This is a genomic window from Gluconacetobacter azotocaptans, from assembly GCF_014174355.1.
Lineage (GTDB): Bacteria > Pseudomonadota > Alphaproteobacteria > Acetobacterales > Acetobacteraceae > Gluconacetobacter > Gluconacetobacter azotocaptans.
The window spans coordinates 40,747-53,776 of the sequence record NZ_JABEQF010000018.1; the positions used below are offsets into that span (position 1 = coordinate 40,747).

Consider the following 13,030-nt stretch of genomic DNA (forward strand, 5'->3'; position numbering starts at 1 on the left):
CGCTCAGAACTCCAGGCTGAACAGGATATTGACGGTCATCACCAGCATAATCCCGCGCGCGAAGCCGCGCGGCATGATCGTGGCAACCGTGTCGTCCTGGCTGACCAGCAGCCCGGTCATGCACGACCCCAGCCCGACGAAGAATCCGACCAGGATGAACTTCAGGGGAATGACCAGAAAATCCCATGCCGACATCGCCGTCAGGACATCGGAAAAGAACGTCCAGACCGACATGTTCATCACGCCGGTCGCATGCGTCACGATGAAGCCCATCAGCAGGGAAATCAGGGCGAAGATGATCCCCAGCGTGAAACCGCCCAACGTGAAGGCGAAGGTCCGGGGCATCACCAGCACCAGGAACGGATCGATGCCCTGCGCCTGCATGGCGCGGATCTGCCCCCCCAGGGTCAGCAGGCCGATTTCGGTCAGCGACAGCATGCCGCTGCGGCCCAGCAGGATGATGCCGACCAGGACCGGGGCGATTTCACGCACCAGCACCGATACCAGGATCGACCCCGTCATCTGCGCCATGCCGGCGAACCCCAGCCAGTAGGCGGCCTGCGACACCACCGTCAGGCCGGCCAGCGTAGCGGTGAAGACGGTGCTGAGAAACCCGCCCGCCACCACCTGGCGCAGGCTGAGCCGGAATTCGTAGCGGACGGTCCGACGCCACGAATTGGGACGCACGCTTTCGCGCAGCACCCCCCATCCGGCGCCGATCAGGACCAGCGCGAAACGGACCTGATGGCGCGTGATGCGCCCGATCCACGCCAGCGGCGTCCTGGCCCGGCCGCACCAGGCCAGGATCCGGCGCCGGATCGACCCGTCCGGCGTTCCGTCGGGGGCCGCCTGTCCGGGCTGCGTGGCGGCTCCATCCGTCATCACCGCCGTCCTGCCAGGACATAGGTGCGGGTCATCCCCGCCTGCGGCACGAAGAACCGCCCCCGTTCACGGAACAGGAAACGCTGCCGCAGGATCAGGTAGACCTCCTCGGTCACCTGGATGGTGCCGACGTCCGGCGCCCCCTGCGCCATCATCTCGGCCATGCCGATGGCATCGCCCCACAGGTTGAAGACCTTCGGGTCCTGACCCAGCAATCCGCCGAATACCGGCCCCACGTCGATTCCCATGCGGAAGACCGGCTCCAGGTCCGCCTTGGCCAGGATGGACAGCGAGGCCTCGCGCATGGCCAGCGCGGCGTTGGCCATGCGCTCGGCCGCACCGGGGTCGGGCGTGCGGGAACATCCCGCGACGCAGACCAGCCGGTGCCCCAGCATCTTGATCGAGTACAGTCCGCATTGACGCGCCACACCCTGCAACTGCGTGGCCAGCCCTTCCACCAGCGCCAGGACGGTCGCAGGCTCCCGATGCGACGACGTGATCATGTCCGAGAACGTGATGACCATGACGGCCACCGCCGGAAACAGCCCCTCCGGCACGGCGCCCGCCCCGTCCAGCGACCCCGGCGGGACCAGGAACCCGTCCCCGAACGCATGGTCCGCTTCCTCGGGCCGGGGTTCGTTCGCCAGTTCGTCGGCCGCCGCCGCCACCGCGCTATAATGCTGGGCGGCGAAGCGTGCCGCCACCACGCTCGCCATCATCGTCACGAAATGCGGCACCTGCCCCACGCGCGGCGCGTCCTCCAGCGTTATCACGCCGACCGGCCCCGACGCCCCCACCACCGGCGCCAGGAACAGGCCCCGGCTGCCGAAGGTGCGCATGAACAGGCGGTAGAAATTGGCCGTGCGCGGATCGTTTCCGGCATCGTCCACGCTGATGGCGTCGCCGTGTGCCACCGCATCGAAAAAGGCGGTGAGGTCGTTGCGCGACAGTTCGAACCCGCCGGAATGGGCGTCATGCCGCGAATCGTAGCTGTCGACGCACAGCAAGGTCGCCCCGTCATGCATGATCCGCCAGACCGCCGCCCGCCGTGCCGACGCCAGTTCGGCCAGGCTGCGCGTCAGGATCAGGGCCTCGTCCGTCGGGTCGAACAGCTCGGGATAGGCCGCGACCCGCTGCAGGACCTGGCTTTCATATCCGGAAACGGCCTGGAAACGTTCCAATTCCCGCGTCACATGGTCGGTCCGGCGGCCCTGGCGGAACAGCAGCGCGCCCAGCAGCATCGCCAGCAGCACGATCAGCAGAGAGAACATAAGATTCTGTCGGCCATCCACCATCGCGAAACCGGCGAAATCGCTTTCCGGCGCGACCAGCAGCAGCACCCATTTCTGCGCCGTCGCCGGCAGCGCCGCGGCGATGGTGACGAAATTGCGCTTGCGGCTGCGGACTGTATGGGGGCCGTAGCCCTCGACCCGATAGGCGTCGAAGGCCCCGGCCAGGACCGGATAGGTCTGGGGGTCGATCGTCATCTTCGACGGGTCCCACCCTGCGGCCTTCGCGATGTCGGCCATGCGGCGGCCGGCCAGCAAATGCCCGTCCTGGTCCACGATCAGGGCATGGCCGCTCTGCCCGATCTTCAGCGAATCGAGGAAATTGGTCAGTTCGTTCATCGACAGGTTGATCGCGAAGACATATTTGCGACCATTCAACCCCTGATAGGCGATCGATGCGGTGATGATCATCTGCCCGGTCTGCGCGATCAGGTAGGGCGCGGTCCAGAACAGCTGGCCCGACTGCATCGCACCCGTATACCAGGGGCGCGTGCGCGGATCGTAATTCGCCGCCGTGTTGCTTTCGGTCCGCAACGGCTTGCTCTGCGCGTCGAAGAACTGGTGCGTGAACTGCGCCGCCGCCCCTTCGCCGGTCAGTTCGGTGGTCTCCAGCCCCTTGCCGTTGGGATCGCGTTCGATCAGGCTGAAATGGCCCTCGGTGTCCGCCAGATAGAAGGAATGGATCTGCGGCACGTGCCGCAACATGCTGCCGCCATAGGCGTTGAAGATCTTGCGGACGGCGGTCTCCGGCCCGTGTTCCAGCATGTCGCGGGCGATGACGGCCCCGGACGACGCGGGGGCCAGGTAATCGCCCACTTCCTGCGCGATATAATTCTGCTGGCTGGTCAGCAGGTCATGGGTCAGCCCCAGCGCGCCGCTGCGAATCGTGCGGTAGGAATGAAAGCCGATCCCCGCGATGACCGCGATCACCAGGACAACGCCCAGGACCGGAACCCCGATGTGGAGCAGGAAGCGCCTGACCCGATCCGAATGGGCGGCGGCGGGATCCACAATCTCGTCAGCGGCCAATGATATCTTCCCGATCTGGTAGAGATACCGCCCCACCATAGGCCGCGCCTGTCCGGGGTGCCAACCTTGGAAGGCTGTTTAAAAAGCGGGTCTGCCGACTACCCGGCGCACGTTGCCCACGCGCTGCGGCAGCGCGGCCTCTCACCCCCTCAACCTGTCCAGATCGGTTCCTTGATCTTTTCCAGGAAGCGCGCGTGCGCCGACAGTTCGCCGGCTGTCGGCACGATCGGGCGCGGCGACCGCTGGGCGGCATAGTCGTAGGTATAGGATACCTGGGCGGTGCCCCCATCCTGCACCGCCAGCCCCAGCCCGCGCTGGCGGCCGCCCATCAGTTCCAGATAGACTTCGGCCAGCAGGCGGCAATCCAGCAGGGCATTATGGGTGGTGCGGGCCGACAGATCGATGGAAAAGCGCCGGCACAGCGCATCCAGACTGTTCGGCAGGCCCGGATAGCGTTCGCGCGCGATGTCCAGCGTGTCGACCATGCGGTCCAGCGACAGCGGCGGCCGCTGCACGCGCTTCAGTTCGGCATTCAGGAAGCCGAAATCGAACCGCGCATTATGGGCGATCAGTTCGTCTTCCCCGATGAACTCCAGGAAGGCGTCGGCGATGTCCACGAATTTCGGCTTGCCCTCCAGATCCGCCAGCGTGATGCCATGCACCCGCGACGCCTCCTCGGGGATGTCACGCTCGGGATGGACCAGCACATGGTAATGCTGGCCGGTCGGCAGGTCGCCGACCAACTCCAGGGCCGCGATCTCGATCACCCGGTCGCCCCGTGCAGGGTCCAGGCCGGTGGTCTCGGTATCGAACAGGATCGCCCGTTTCATCCGCTATTCCCCTCGCGTTTGCATGTTCGCGCGTCATCCGTCCGGCGCAACCGCGCGATCAGGCGCCTGACCCGCCGCGTCGTGTCGCCACGCGACAGGCCGGTCAGGATGACATCGTCGGCGCGCCGCCGCTTCTCGCGGTCCGGCATCTGCCGCGCGATGACCGCCTTGACCTGCTCGGGCGCCATCTTGCGCCGGCGGCGGACACGATAGGTCTGCACGTCCACGGGCGCCGAAACGACCACCACCCGGTCGCACGCCCGATCGCCGCCCGTTTCAAACAGCAGCGGCACGTCCAGCACCGCCCAGCGATGGCCCGACCGCCGCGCCCGGGCCAGGAAGCGCGCGCGTTCCTGGCGGACCAGCGGGTGGATGATCCCTTCCAGCCCCGCCATCAGGGCCGGGTCGCCGATCACCGCCCGGCGCAGGGCCGCACGATCCAGCACGCCATTCGAGACGGAGCCGGGCACCAGACGGGCAATGGCCGGCAGCGCCCGCCCGCCCGGCGCCTGCAGCGCATGGACCACGGCATCGGCGTCGAACACCGGAAACCCAGCCCCCCGCAGCAGGCGCGCCACGGTCGATTTTCCCATCCCGATCCCGCCGGTCAGGCCCAGGACCCGCATGTCAGCCCGCCAGATCGGCGTCGAGCAGCGCCTGGAGTTCGGCATCCACCACCGGATCGACGCCGAACCATTCCCGAAAGCCCAGCCGCGCCTGGTGCAGCAGCATGCCCAGCCCGTCCACCGTCGGCAATCCACAGTCCCGCGCGGCGCGCAGCAGCGGCGTCATGCGCGGGACATAGACGATGTCGCAGACGGCCATGCCGTCCGGCGCCCGCGCCAGGCTGGGCGCGAACAGGTCGTCCGGCCCGCCATGCATGCCCAGCGACGTCGTGTTCACCAGCGCGGCGTAATCCAGCAGGCTGTCTTCCCACCGCGCCCAGTCGACGATCGTGATGCCGTCCAGCATCCCGGCCAGGGCCTCGGCCCGGCCGCGGGTCCTGTTGGTGACGGCGACCGGCACACCCCGGTCCAGCAGGCTGGCCGCGATGGCCCGCGCGGCCCCTCCCGCCCCCAGCAGCAGGACGGGCCCCCGCGTCACGTCGACGCCGTGCGCTTCCAGATTGGCGACGAACCCGTCGCCGTCGGTCGAATGCGCCTCGATCCGTCCATCGGCGGCGAACACCAGCGTGTTGACCGACCCCGACCGCTGGGCCGACCGGTGCAGGGTGTCGGCGATGGCGAACGCCGCCTCCTTGTGCGGGATGGTCACGTTGGCGCCACGGAATCCGGCGGCCTGCAGGCCCCGGATTGCGGTCTCGAACAGGCCGGGCCGAACCGGCAGGGGCACGTACGCCCCGTCGATGCCATGCCGCGCCAGCCAGAAATTATGCAGCAGGGGCGAACGGGAGTGCGCGACCGGCCAGCCGATGACACCGGCCAGCATCGTGCGGCCGGTCAGGGTAGGACGCGCGCTCATACGGTATGACGCGCCCAGGCCTGGGGCAGCACCCGGGCCAGGCGGTCCGCCCATTCGCGCTGGCCGCGCGCATCCGCCACCAGATCCTGCCGGATTTCCAGCTCCACATAGGCCAGGCCGTTGCGCTCGGCATGGACGGGAATCGTGTAGTCGCTGCCGTCGGTCAGGGCATAGGGCTCGTTGTCGCCGACCAGCAGGCCGCCTTCCTGCTCCAGCAACGATCTGACGATCAGGCCGAAGCGCGGCGCGCGGTTATGCAGCACCCCGGCATGCCACGGCCGGGGCATGCCACCCATCTCCGGCGTGAAGCTGTGCAGGGCCACGACCACCGTGGATTGCCCGTGCCGCGCCGCCAGTTCGTCGGCGATGCGCGCGTGATAGGGACGGAAGATCTCGTCCTCGCGCCGGGCAATGTCGGCCGCGTCCAGTTCCAGATTGGCAGGCACGTCGGTCCCGTCGCTGACCCGCACGACCGAGGTCGGATGACCCGGCGCCCGATTGCAGTCGATTACCAGCCGCGAATAGACCTGCTCGATCAGGATCGTATCCAGCCGCTCGGCCAGCAGACGGCCCATGCCCGCCATGCCGATGTCCCAGGCGATATGCCGGTCCCAGTCGGACGCCGGCACACCCAGGTCCCCCAGGCATGACGGAACCGCACGGCCCGCATGGTCGCTGAGCAGCAGGAACGGCGACGCGCCCGATCGCCCATGGACGCCGACCGGCGCCGGGTCGCGGGCGCCCAGCAGCGTCCCCGACGCCAGGCCGCCGCCACGCGGCGCGTCATCCTGTGGCATCGCTTCAATCCTCAACGTGCATTGCATCCTGCTACTGGCTTTAACCTGCCCGCCTGTCGCGCGAAAGCCGTTCGCGCGAAAGCCGTCCGGCGCCTACGCGCCGCTGGCCAGGCGGCGAATCCGATCCTCGGCCCCGGCCTCGTCCCAGCGGACCGGTCCGACGATGCGCAGCACCTCGCGCCCCTGGCGATCGACCAGCAGGCTCAGCGGCACCCCCTCCTCGCGCAGTGCGGTGGGGATCTGCATCTGCGGGTCGCACAGAACCGGAAGCCCCGCGATGGCGCGCGCCTTGTAGAACCGACGCACCGTCGCCGCCCCGCCCCGATCGACGGACACCGGCAGCACCGCGATGTCGCCCGTCGCCGACAATCGCGCGGCCAGACGCGACAGGGCCGGCATTTCGGCCACGCAGGGCTGGCACCAGGTGGCCCATAGGTTCAGGATCACGATCCGTCCGCGCCAGTCGGCCAGATGCCGCGCCGCACCGCCTTCGTCCGTGAAGTCGATGGCCGGAAGCGGGGTCGGCGCATGCCCCTTCAGGCCCGACAGCGAGACGGGCGCCGGTTCGTCCGCCGCCCGCGCGCCGGACGGTGCGAGGATGGAATTGCACCCGAGCCATGCGGCCAGTAGGGTGCCGCCGTTCGCGAGCAGGGCGCGGCGATCAACGGATGTCGACAGGGTCTGGGGCATGGAATGTCTGTGAACGAAAAAAGCAGCGCAGGGAACGGCGAAAACAGCGCGGGCAACGACGCGGCGCAGGCCAATGCCCAGTGGGGCGGACGGTTCGCGGGCGGGCCGTCGGCGATCATGCAGGAAATAAATGCCTCGATCGGGTTCGACAAGGCATTGTGGCGGCAGGATATCGCGGGGTCGCTGGCCCATGCCGCCATGCTGGCCCGGACCGGCATCATCTCGGCGCAGGACGAGGCCGAAATCCGTCAGGGCCTGACCGAAATCGGGCAGGAGATCGAGGCCGGACGTTTCGTCTTCAGCACCGCGCTGGAAGACATCCACATGAATATCGAGGCGCGCCTGTCCGAGCGAATCGGCGAGGCCGGCAAGCGCCTGCATACCGCCCGGTCGCGCAACGACCAGGTCGCGACCGATTTCCGCCTGTGGGTCCGCGACGCCATCGACGGGCTGGACGCGCAGGTCGCGGCCCTGATGCGCGCCCTGTGCCGCCGCGCGCAGGAGCATGCCGCCGACCCCATGCCCGGCTTCACGCACCTGCAGACCGCCCAACCCGTGACCTTCGGCCATCATCTGATGGCCTATGTCGAGATGCTGGGCCGCGATCGCGGCCGCCTGGCCGACACCCGCCGCCGCCTGAACGAATGCCCCCTGGGGTCGGCGGCGCTGGCGGGCACGTCCTTCCCGATCGACCGGCGGATGACCGCCGCGACCCTGGGGTTCGACCGGCCGACCGCCAATTCGCTGGACGCGGTGTCCGATCGCGATTTCGCTTTGGAATATCTGTCGGCGCTGTCGATCATGGGCATGCACCTGTCGCGCCTGTCCGAGGAAATCGTGATCTGGTGCTCGGCCCCGTTCGCCTTCGTGCGCCTGTCCGATGCCTTCACGACCGGCTCGTCCATCATGCCGCAGAAGCGCAACCCGGACGCCGCCGAACTGGTCCGCGCCAAGATCGGCCGCGTCAGCGGCGCGCTGGTGGGGCTGCTGACCGTCATGAAGGGCCTGCCGCTGGCCTATGCCAAGGACATGCAGGAGGACAAGGAACCGGTCTTCGCCGCGACCGACGCCGCCGCCCTGTCGCTGGCGGCGTGCGACGGCATGGTCCGCGACCTCGCGGCCAATACCGACCGGATGCGCGCCTATGCCGGATCGGGCTATTCGACCGCGACCGACCTGGCCGACTGGCTGGTCAGGGTGCTGAAACTTCCGTTCCGCACCGCCCATCATGTGACCGGGCGGCTGGTCGGCCTGGCCGAAAGCCGGGGCGTCGATCTGGCGCAACTGTCGCTTGAGGACATGCAGGCCGAGGAACCCGGCATCACCCAGGACATCTTCTCGGTCCTGACGGTCGAGGCCTCGATCGCGTCGCGCATCAGCGAGGGCGGCACCGCCCCCGGCAATGTCCGCGCACAGGCGACGCGCTGGCTGACGGAACTGGAGGGCGCGGTATGACACCGATCCGCGCCAGGACCGGTCTGGGCGCCCTGCTGCTGCTGGCAGCCCTGGCCACCAGCCTTGCCGCCTGCGGCAAGAAAGGCCCGCCCGAAGCCCCCGGCCCGGCCTCGAAGATGACCTACCCCCGCACCTATCCGGCACCGGACTGACGCCGGCCGGGGCGGCGGCATAAGGTCGGGCTCTGCCCGAACCCGGCAAGGGCCTCGGCCCTTGCCTTCGCCTGCCCTGATGAGATGCAAAATCAGAACGGCTTGAGCAGCCGGTCCAGATAGTCCAGCTCCTCGCGCGGACGGGTCCTGTCGGAATCGCGGCGACGTAGCTCCTGCTCGATCTCGCGCGCCCGCTCGCGCGAGATCGTGTCGGGCACATGGGTGTCGGCGTCCAGGCCGTCCTTGCCCTCGCCGGTCTTGCGGCCCAGCGGGTCCTGATCGCCTTTCCCGCTCTCTTCGGACTCCGCGTCATCCTCCGGCGTCCCTGCCCCGCCCGATCCCGAGCCGGTCGCGAAGCCGGGGAAGAAGCTGCCGGCCCCGCCGCCCGACCCTTTCATGGACTGGCGCATCTGCTGGCCGGTCTTCTGCAGGTCGGCCAGCGCCTTGCGCTGGGCGTCGGCGGCGGCACCGTCATGCCCGTCGCTCAGGGCGGTGCGGGCCGCCTTCATCGCGCCTTCGGCATCGGCGAAGCCCGAGGGCGTCTTGCCCGTCAGCCCCTTGAATTCCTGACCCAGTTCCCCGAGCGCACGCCCCAGCGCGTGCTGCACCGCCCGGTCAGCATGCTGGCCGTCGGCGTCTTCCGGCCCCGGCGGCCCCTGCTCCGCCTGCCCGGCCGAGGCCGGCGGCGTATCCTGCCCAGCCGGGGCGGTGGACCCATCCGCCGCATCGGGCGGCGGGTTCAGGCCAAGCTGGCGCAGCAGTTCCGCCGTCGGCATCGTCGACAGATCGCCATCGGCCCCTTCGCCCCGCACCGCCCGGCGCGCCGCGTCCTGCTGTTCCTGCTGGCGGCGGCCACGATCCAGGCGCGACTGTGTGCGATCCAGCAAGCCGGACTGACGCCGGATCAGGTCCTGCAGCGCGTCGCCCTGTTCCTTTGCCTGCTGCCGGGCCTGCATCTGCCGCGCCAGATTGGCCATGTCCTGCGGCGTCGCGTTACGCATCCGCTCCAGCATGTCCTCCATCTGCTGCAGTTTCTGCATGGCGTCGGCGGAACGTCCGTTCCGGGCATCGTCCTGCATCTGCTGCATCATGCGCGACAGGGCGCGGTCGCCATCCTGGGTCAGGCCCGGCAGGTTGGGGATGGCGGTGTGCGCCTTCAACGCCTGCTGCGCCAGCGCCTGCATCCGGCGCATGATGGCCTGGCGCAACGTCTCCATTCGCCGTTGCAACTCGGCCTGCTCGCCTGCCGACTGCCCCTGGTCGCCCAGTTGCCGCATATGGTTCAACTGCGCGGCCACGGCCTCCTGCGCCGCGCGCACATCCAGCGACGCCTGCGCGCCGGCGCGATCGCCCTGCCGGTTATCCTCAATATCGAGGGCGAGGTACCACAATTGCCCCACCGCCCCGTCCACCGCGTCCCGGTCCGGCATGTCGTGACTGTCCAGTTGCGCGGCGGCACTGGCCAGGTTCAGCACCATGCCGGCATTCGTCTGGAACGGCCCGGGTGTCTCGCCCAGCGCCGTCAGGTCGGCAGCCCCGTCGAACCGACTCTCCCGCCCGATGGCGACGCGCCTGCGGACATCGAGCACCGCCTTGGCCACCGGGCTGCGGAACAGTCTGGCCCCCAGGCGAAACCGCGCTTCGGGGCTTTGACCGACACGGCCGCTGGCGCTGGTCGCCACCAGCCGCCCGACGACCTCCTCGCCCGCCCAGGGGTCGGCCGACAAGTCGGGCGTCGCCGTCCCGGTCACCTCCTTCGGGTGGCCGTCAACCGGTATCGGGACATTCAGGACCCGGGCCGGAACGCCGTCCCCGCCATGGACCAGGCGCAGTTCCGCGCGCAGCGACGCAATGCCGTAGGCCTGGCGGGCGGCATAAGGCAGGCGCGTCCGCCATTCCCCCCGGGCACCGCCGGCCCCTGCCCCCCACGCCACGGACGGCGCGGCATCGGGTAGGACCGTGACATTCCACCGGCTGAGCGACCGCCCCCGCCCGCGCAGGGTCAGCGACGCGCTGCCCAGCAGCGGGACATCGACCGACCAGCTTCCCGAACCGAGCGGCCGAAACCGGTCCGGCCCCACGGCCGCCCCGCCGCCGGTGGCGGAGGCACGCAGGTCCGGCCGGCCGCGCAGGTCGGTGATGCTGATGCTCAGGACCGCGCCCTGCGGCACCGTCGCCTGCCCCGCCCGGTCGTCCAGGAAAACAGGCGCGCCGGGGGCGTAGGCCGGCATGGTGATCCACGCCTGGATATGCGGCCGGGGCGCTCCGGGGTCGTCCAGGCCCGGCCAGAACGCGGACGCCAGCCGCCCGGGCGCGTCCCCGCCCGCCCACAGCAGCGCCAGCAGCAGGACCGGCGCCAGCACGAAGCCGATCCGCAACGGATCATGCGCCGTCAGCGACAGGCGCGGCCAGCCGGTAAGCAGGGTTCCGATCCCCTGTCCGGTGCGCTGGACATGCAGGCGCCACAGGGCCTGCTGCCCCGCATTGTCTTCCGCCGGCCGGTCCCCCAGCGTCTGCAGCGGACGATGCGCCAGGCCCGACGCATGTTCGATGCGCCGGTCACCCCCCTCCACCGTCGGAGCCGGCACCTGGCGACCCCGCCACCAGACCCAGCCGACAGACCCACCGGCCAGCGCGACCAGCAGCACGGCATGCACGATGTCGGGAAGACGCTGCGGCAGGCGCAGCAGGCCGGCAATCATATAGGCCGCCAGCAGACCGATCACGGGCAGGACGACCGGCCACACCCCTTCGATCCACAGGACGTTGCGCGCACGGTGCCGCGCGGCCGCCAGCCGGGCGGGAAACGCGGTCAGCGCCGCCTCGGACGGTGCCGGCCTTTCCTGCGGATGAGCGGTCCCGCCCGCCATGAATCGCTCAGTCGCCGGCCGGGGCCGGCCCGACCCAGTCGGGAATCCGGTCGGCCGCCCACAGGGCCTCGACCGGCTGCCGGTCGCGGATAATGGTCCAGCGGCCGCCGTCCACCAGGACCTGCGCCGCCATCGGACGCGCGTTGTAGGTCGAACTCATGACCATGCCGTAGGCCCCGGTATCCAGCAGCGCCACCCTGGCCCCGTCGTCCAGACGTGGCAGGGTGCGCCCCTGGCCGAACGAATCCGCGCTTTCGCAGACAGGCCCGACGACATTCACGCTTTCGGTCGGCCGCACCGCGTCACGGGCGGACAGCGGCAGGATGCCGTGCCAGGCATCGTACAGGCTGGGCCGCATCAAATCGTTCATCGCCGCGTCCAGGATCAGGAACGGCGGCCGGCCGTCAAACCCCGCCTTGCGCAGGATCACCTGCGACAGCAGGACGCCGGTCGGCCCGACCAGCCAGCGCCCCGGCTCGATCGCCAGGCGAACGTCCAACTCGCCCAGTTCCGCCCGAATGGCCCCGGCCAGGGCCGCAGGCGCCCCCTCGATCTCGTCGCGCTGGCAGATGCCCAGGCCACCACCACAATCCACCAGTTCCACAGGCAGACCACGCGCCCGTACCGCGCGGACCAGTCCGGCGACCCGGGCGAACGCGGCGCGATAGGGCGCCATGGCGACGATCTGGCTGCCGATATGCAACGAGAAGCCCAACGGCAGCAGGCCGGGCAAATCCACGGCCCGGGCATACAAATCCGCCGCGTGGGCGTAGGGAATGCCGAACTTGTTGGTCGACAGACCGGTGGTGATCTTTTCGTGCGTCCCGGCATCGACATCGGGATTGACGCGCAGGGTGATCCGCGCGGTCCGCCCCGCCGACACCGCCAGCGCGGACAGGATCTCAAGCTCCTCGGCGCTTTCGACCGCGACATGGGCAATGCCCTCGGCCAGGGCCAGGCGCAGTTCGTCCGCCGTCTTGCCCACGCCGGAGAACACGATGCGCGACGCCGGAATCCCGGCCGCGCGCGCACGGCGCAGTTCCCCGCCGCTGACGACGTCGGCGCCGGCTCCTTCGGCCGCCAGGATGCGCAGGATCGCCAGATGGTCGTTCGCCTTCACGGCGAAATAGATGGAGGGCGTCAGGCCGGCATCGCGCATGGCACCCGCCAGGCGACGGTAGCGCGCGCGCAGGGTCGCCGCCCCCATCACCCACGTGGGAGTGCCAACGGCATCCGCGATGGCGTTGAGGGGAACGTCCTCGAGCACCAGGCCGTCGAGCGCATGCATCGACAGGTGCGGACGGGCGGCCAGCAGGTCTCCGACGGTCGGATCCGGCCCCGCGAGCGGAGAAGTTGAGTCAGCCATCCCCTCAGGATACCGGCTCGCGACCCCGCTTCCAAGGTCTTAGTGTCCATCCGGGAACATCTTGAATCATTAGAATAATTCGATGCTTCTGGAGCGATTGGCGTCGTCTTGCCGCTTCCGGCGCCCGGAACAAGGTTCCGAAACCGGCGAAGGGCCTCAGCCCGGCCTTGGGGATCGACGGCGGGTTT

The 13,030-nt window shown here is 69.5% G+C and carries 11 protein-coding genes; 2 read left to right on the forward strand and 9 right to left on the reverse strand.

Annotated elements, in window-relative coordinates; translation table 11 throughout:
* Positions 1 to 3: 3 nt before the first annotated feature.
* The 7 genes from HLH34_RS16720 to HLH34_RS16750 form a co-directional block, all read right to left on the reverse strand.
* Positions 4 to 882 carry an MlaE family ABC transporter permease gene (locus tag HLH34_RS16720; protein WP_183120700.1) on the reverse strand — a complete coding sequence of 293 codons (879 nt, stop codon included), beginning with the start codon at positions 880 to 882 and terminating at the stop codon, positions 4 to 6.
* Positions 882 to 3,200 carry an adenylate/guanylate cyclase domain-containing protein gene (locus tag HLH34_RS16725; protein WP_183120701.1) on the reverse strand — a complete coding sequence of 773 codons (2,319 nt, stop codon included), beginning with the start codon at positions 3,198 to 3,200 and terminating at the stop codon, positions 882 to 884. Before HLH34_RS16725 ends, HLH34_RS16720 begins: the two co-directional genes overlap by 1 nt.
* A gap of 149 nt (positions 3,201 to 3,349) precedes the next feature.
* A complete protein-coding gene (gene dnaQ, locus HLH34_RS16730; RefSeq protein WP_183120702.1) occupies positions 3,350 to 4,030 on the reverse strand; it encodes a DNA polymerase III subunit epsilon in 681 nt (226 codons plus the stop codon).
* Positions 4,027 to 4,656, reverse strand: coding sequence for a dephospho-CoA kinase (gene coaE / locus HLH34_RS16735; protein ID WP_183120703.1), 630 nt, complete (start codon positions 4,654 to 4,656; stop codon positions 4,027 to 4,029). Before coaE ends, dnaQ begins: the two co-directional genes overlap by 4 nt.
* Position 4,657: 1 nt before the next feature.
* Positions 4,658 to 5,512: a shikimate dehydrogenase gene (locus HLH34_RS16740; RefSeq protein WP_183120704.1), complete on the reverse strand. Its 855-nt coding sequence runs from the start codon at positions 5,510 to 5,512 to the stop codon at positions 4,658 to 4,660.
* Positions 5,509 to 6,309, reverse strand: a complete 801-nt coding sequence (locus HLH34_RS16745; protein ID WP_240162169.1) for an N-formylglutamate amidohydrolase — start codon at positions 6,307 to 6,309, stop codon at positions 5,509 to 5,511. The genes HLH34_RS16740 and HLH34_RS16745 overlap by 4 nt, the downstream gene beginning before the upstream one ends.
* Before the next feature lie 93 nt (positions 6,310 to 6,402).
* Positions 6,403 to 6,999: a TlpA family protein disulfide reductase gene (locus HLH34_RS16750; protein ID WP_183120706.1), complete on the reverse strand. Its 597-nt coding sequence runs from the start codon at positions 6,997 to 6,999 to the stop codon at positions 6,403 to 6,405.
* 3 nt (positions 7,000 to 7,002) lie between these two features.
* Here HLH34_RS16750 and argH point away from each other — a divergent pair, with 3 nt between their 5' ends.
* Together argH and HLH34_RS16760 are read left to right on the forward strand one after the other, a co-directional pair.
* The gene (gene argH / locus HLH34_RS16755; RefSeq protein ID WP_183120707.1) at positions 7,003 to 8,454 is read left to right on the forward strand and encodes an argininosuccinate lyase; all 1,452 of its coding nucleotides are present in this window, start codon (positions 7,003 to 7,005) and stop codon (positions 8,452 to 8,454) included.
* The gene (locus HLH34_RS16760) at positions 8,451 to 8,606 is read left to right on the forward strand and encodes a lipoprotein (RefSeq protein WP_183120708.1); all 156 of its coding nucleotides are present in this window, start codon (positions 8,451 to 8,453) and stop codon (positions 8,604 to 8,606) included. Before argH ends, HLH34_RS16760 begins: the two co-directional genes overlap by 4 nt.
* Before the next feature lie 92 nt (positions 8,607 to 8,698).
* On the opposite strand, the gene HLH34_RS16765 is transcribed toward HLH34_RS16760, so the two are convergent.
* Both HLH34_RS16765 and lysA read right to left on the reverse strand, forming a co-directional pair.
* Positions 8,699 to 11,476: a DUF4175 domain-containing protein gene (locus HLH34_RS16765; protein ID WP_183120709.1), complete on the reverse strand. Its 2,778-nt coding sequence runs from the start codon at positions 11,474 to 11,476 to the stop codon at positions 8,699 to 8,701.
* A gap of 7 nt (positions 11,477 to 11,483) precedes the next feature.
* Positions 11,484 to 12,842 carry a diaminopimelate decarboxylase gene (gene lysA, locus HLH34_RS16770; protein WP_183120710.1) on the reverse strand — a complete coding sequence of 453 codons (1,359 nt, stop codon included), beginning with the start codon at positions 12,840 to 12,842 and terminating at the stop codon, positions 11,484 to 11,486.
* Positions 12,843 to 13,030: the final 188 nt, after the last annotated feature.

Coding starts and splice junctions, on each gene's coding strand:
- dnaQ (WP_183120702.1), bottom strand. CDS start 4,030: ATGAAACGGGCGATCCTGTTCGATACCGAGACCACCGGCCTGGACCCT.
- HLH34_RS16765 (WP_183120709.1), bottom strand. CDS start 11,476: ATGGCGGGCGGGACCGCTCATCCGCAGGAAAGGCCGGCACCGTCCGAG.
- lysA (WP_183120710.1), bottom strand. CDS start 12,842: ATGGCTGACTCAACTTCTCCGCTCGCGGGGCCGGATCCGACCGTCGGA.
- HLH34_RS16750 (WP_183120706.1), bottom strand. CDS start 6,999: ATGCCCCAGACCCTGTCGACATCCGTTGATCGCCGCGCCCTGCTCGCG.
- HLH34_RS16760 (WP_183120708.1), top strand. CDS start 8,451: ATGACACCGATCCGCGCCAGGACCGGTCTGGGCGCCCTGCTGCTGCTG.
- HLH34_RS16740 (WP_183120704.1), bottom strand. CDS start 5,512: ATGAGCGCGCGTCCTACCCTGACCGGCCGCACGATGCTGGCCGGTGTC.
- argH (WP_183120707.1), top strand. CDS start 7,003: ATGTCTGTGAACGAAAAAAGCAGCGCAGGGAACGGCGAAAACAGCGCG.
- coaE (WP_183120703.1), bottom strand. CDS start 4,656: ATGCGGGTCCTGGGCCTGACCGGCGGGATCGGGATGGGAAAATCGACC.
- HLH34_RS16720 (WP_183120700.1), bottom strand. CDS start 882: ATGACGGATGGAGCCGCCACGCAGCCCGGACAGGCGGCCCCCGACGGA.
- HLH34_RS16745 (WP_240162169.1), bottom strand. CDS start 6,309: ATGCCACAGGATGACGCGCCGCGTGGCGGCGGCCTGGCGTCGGGGACG.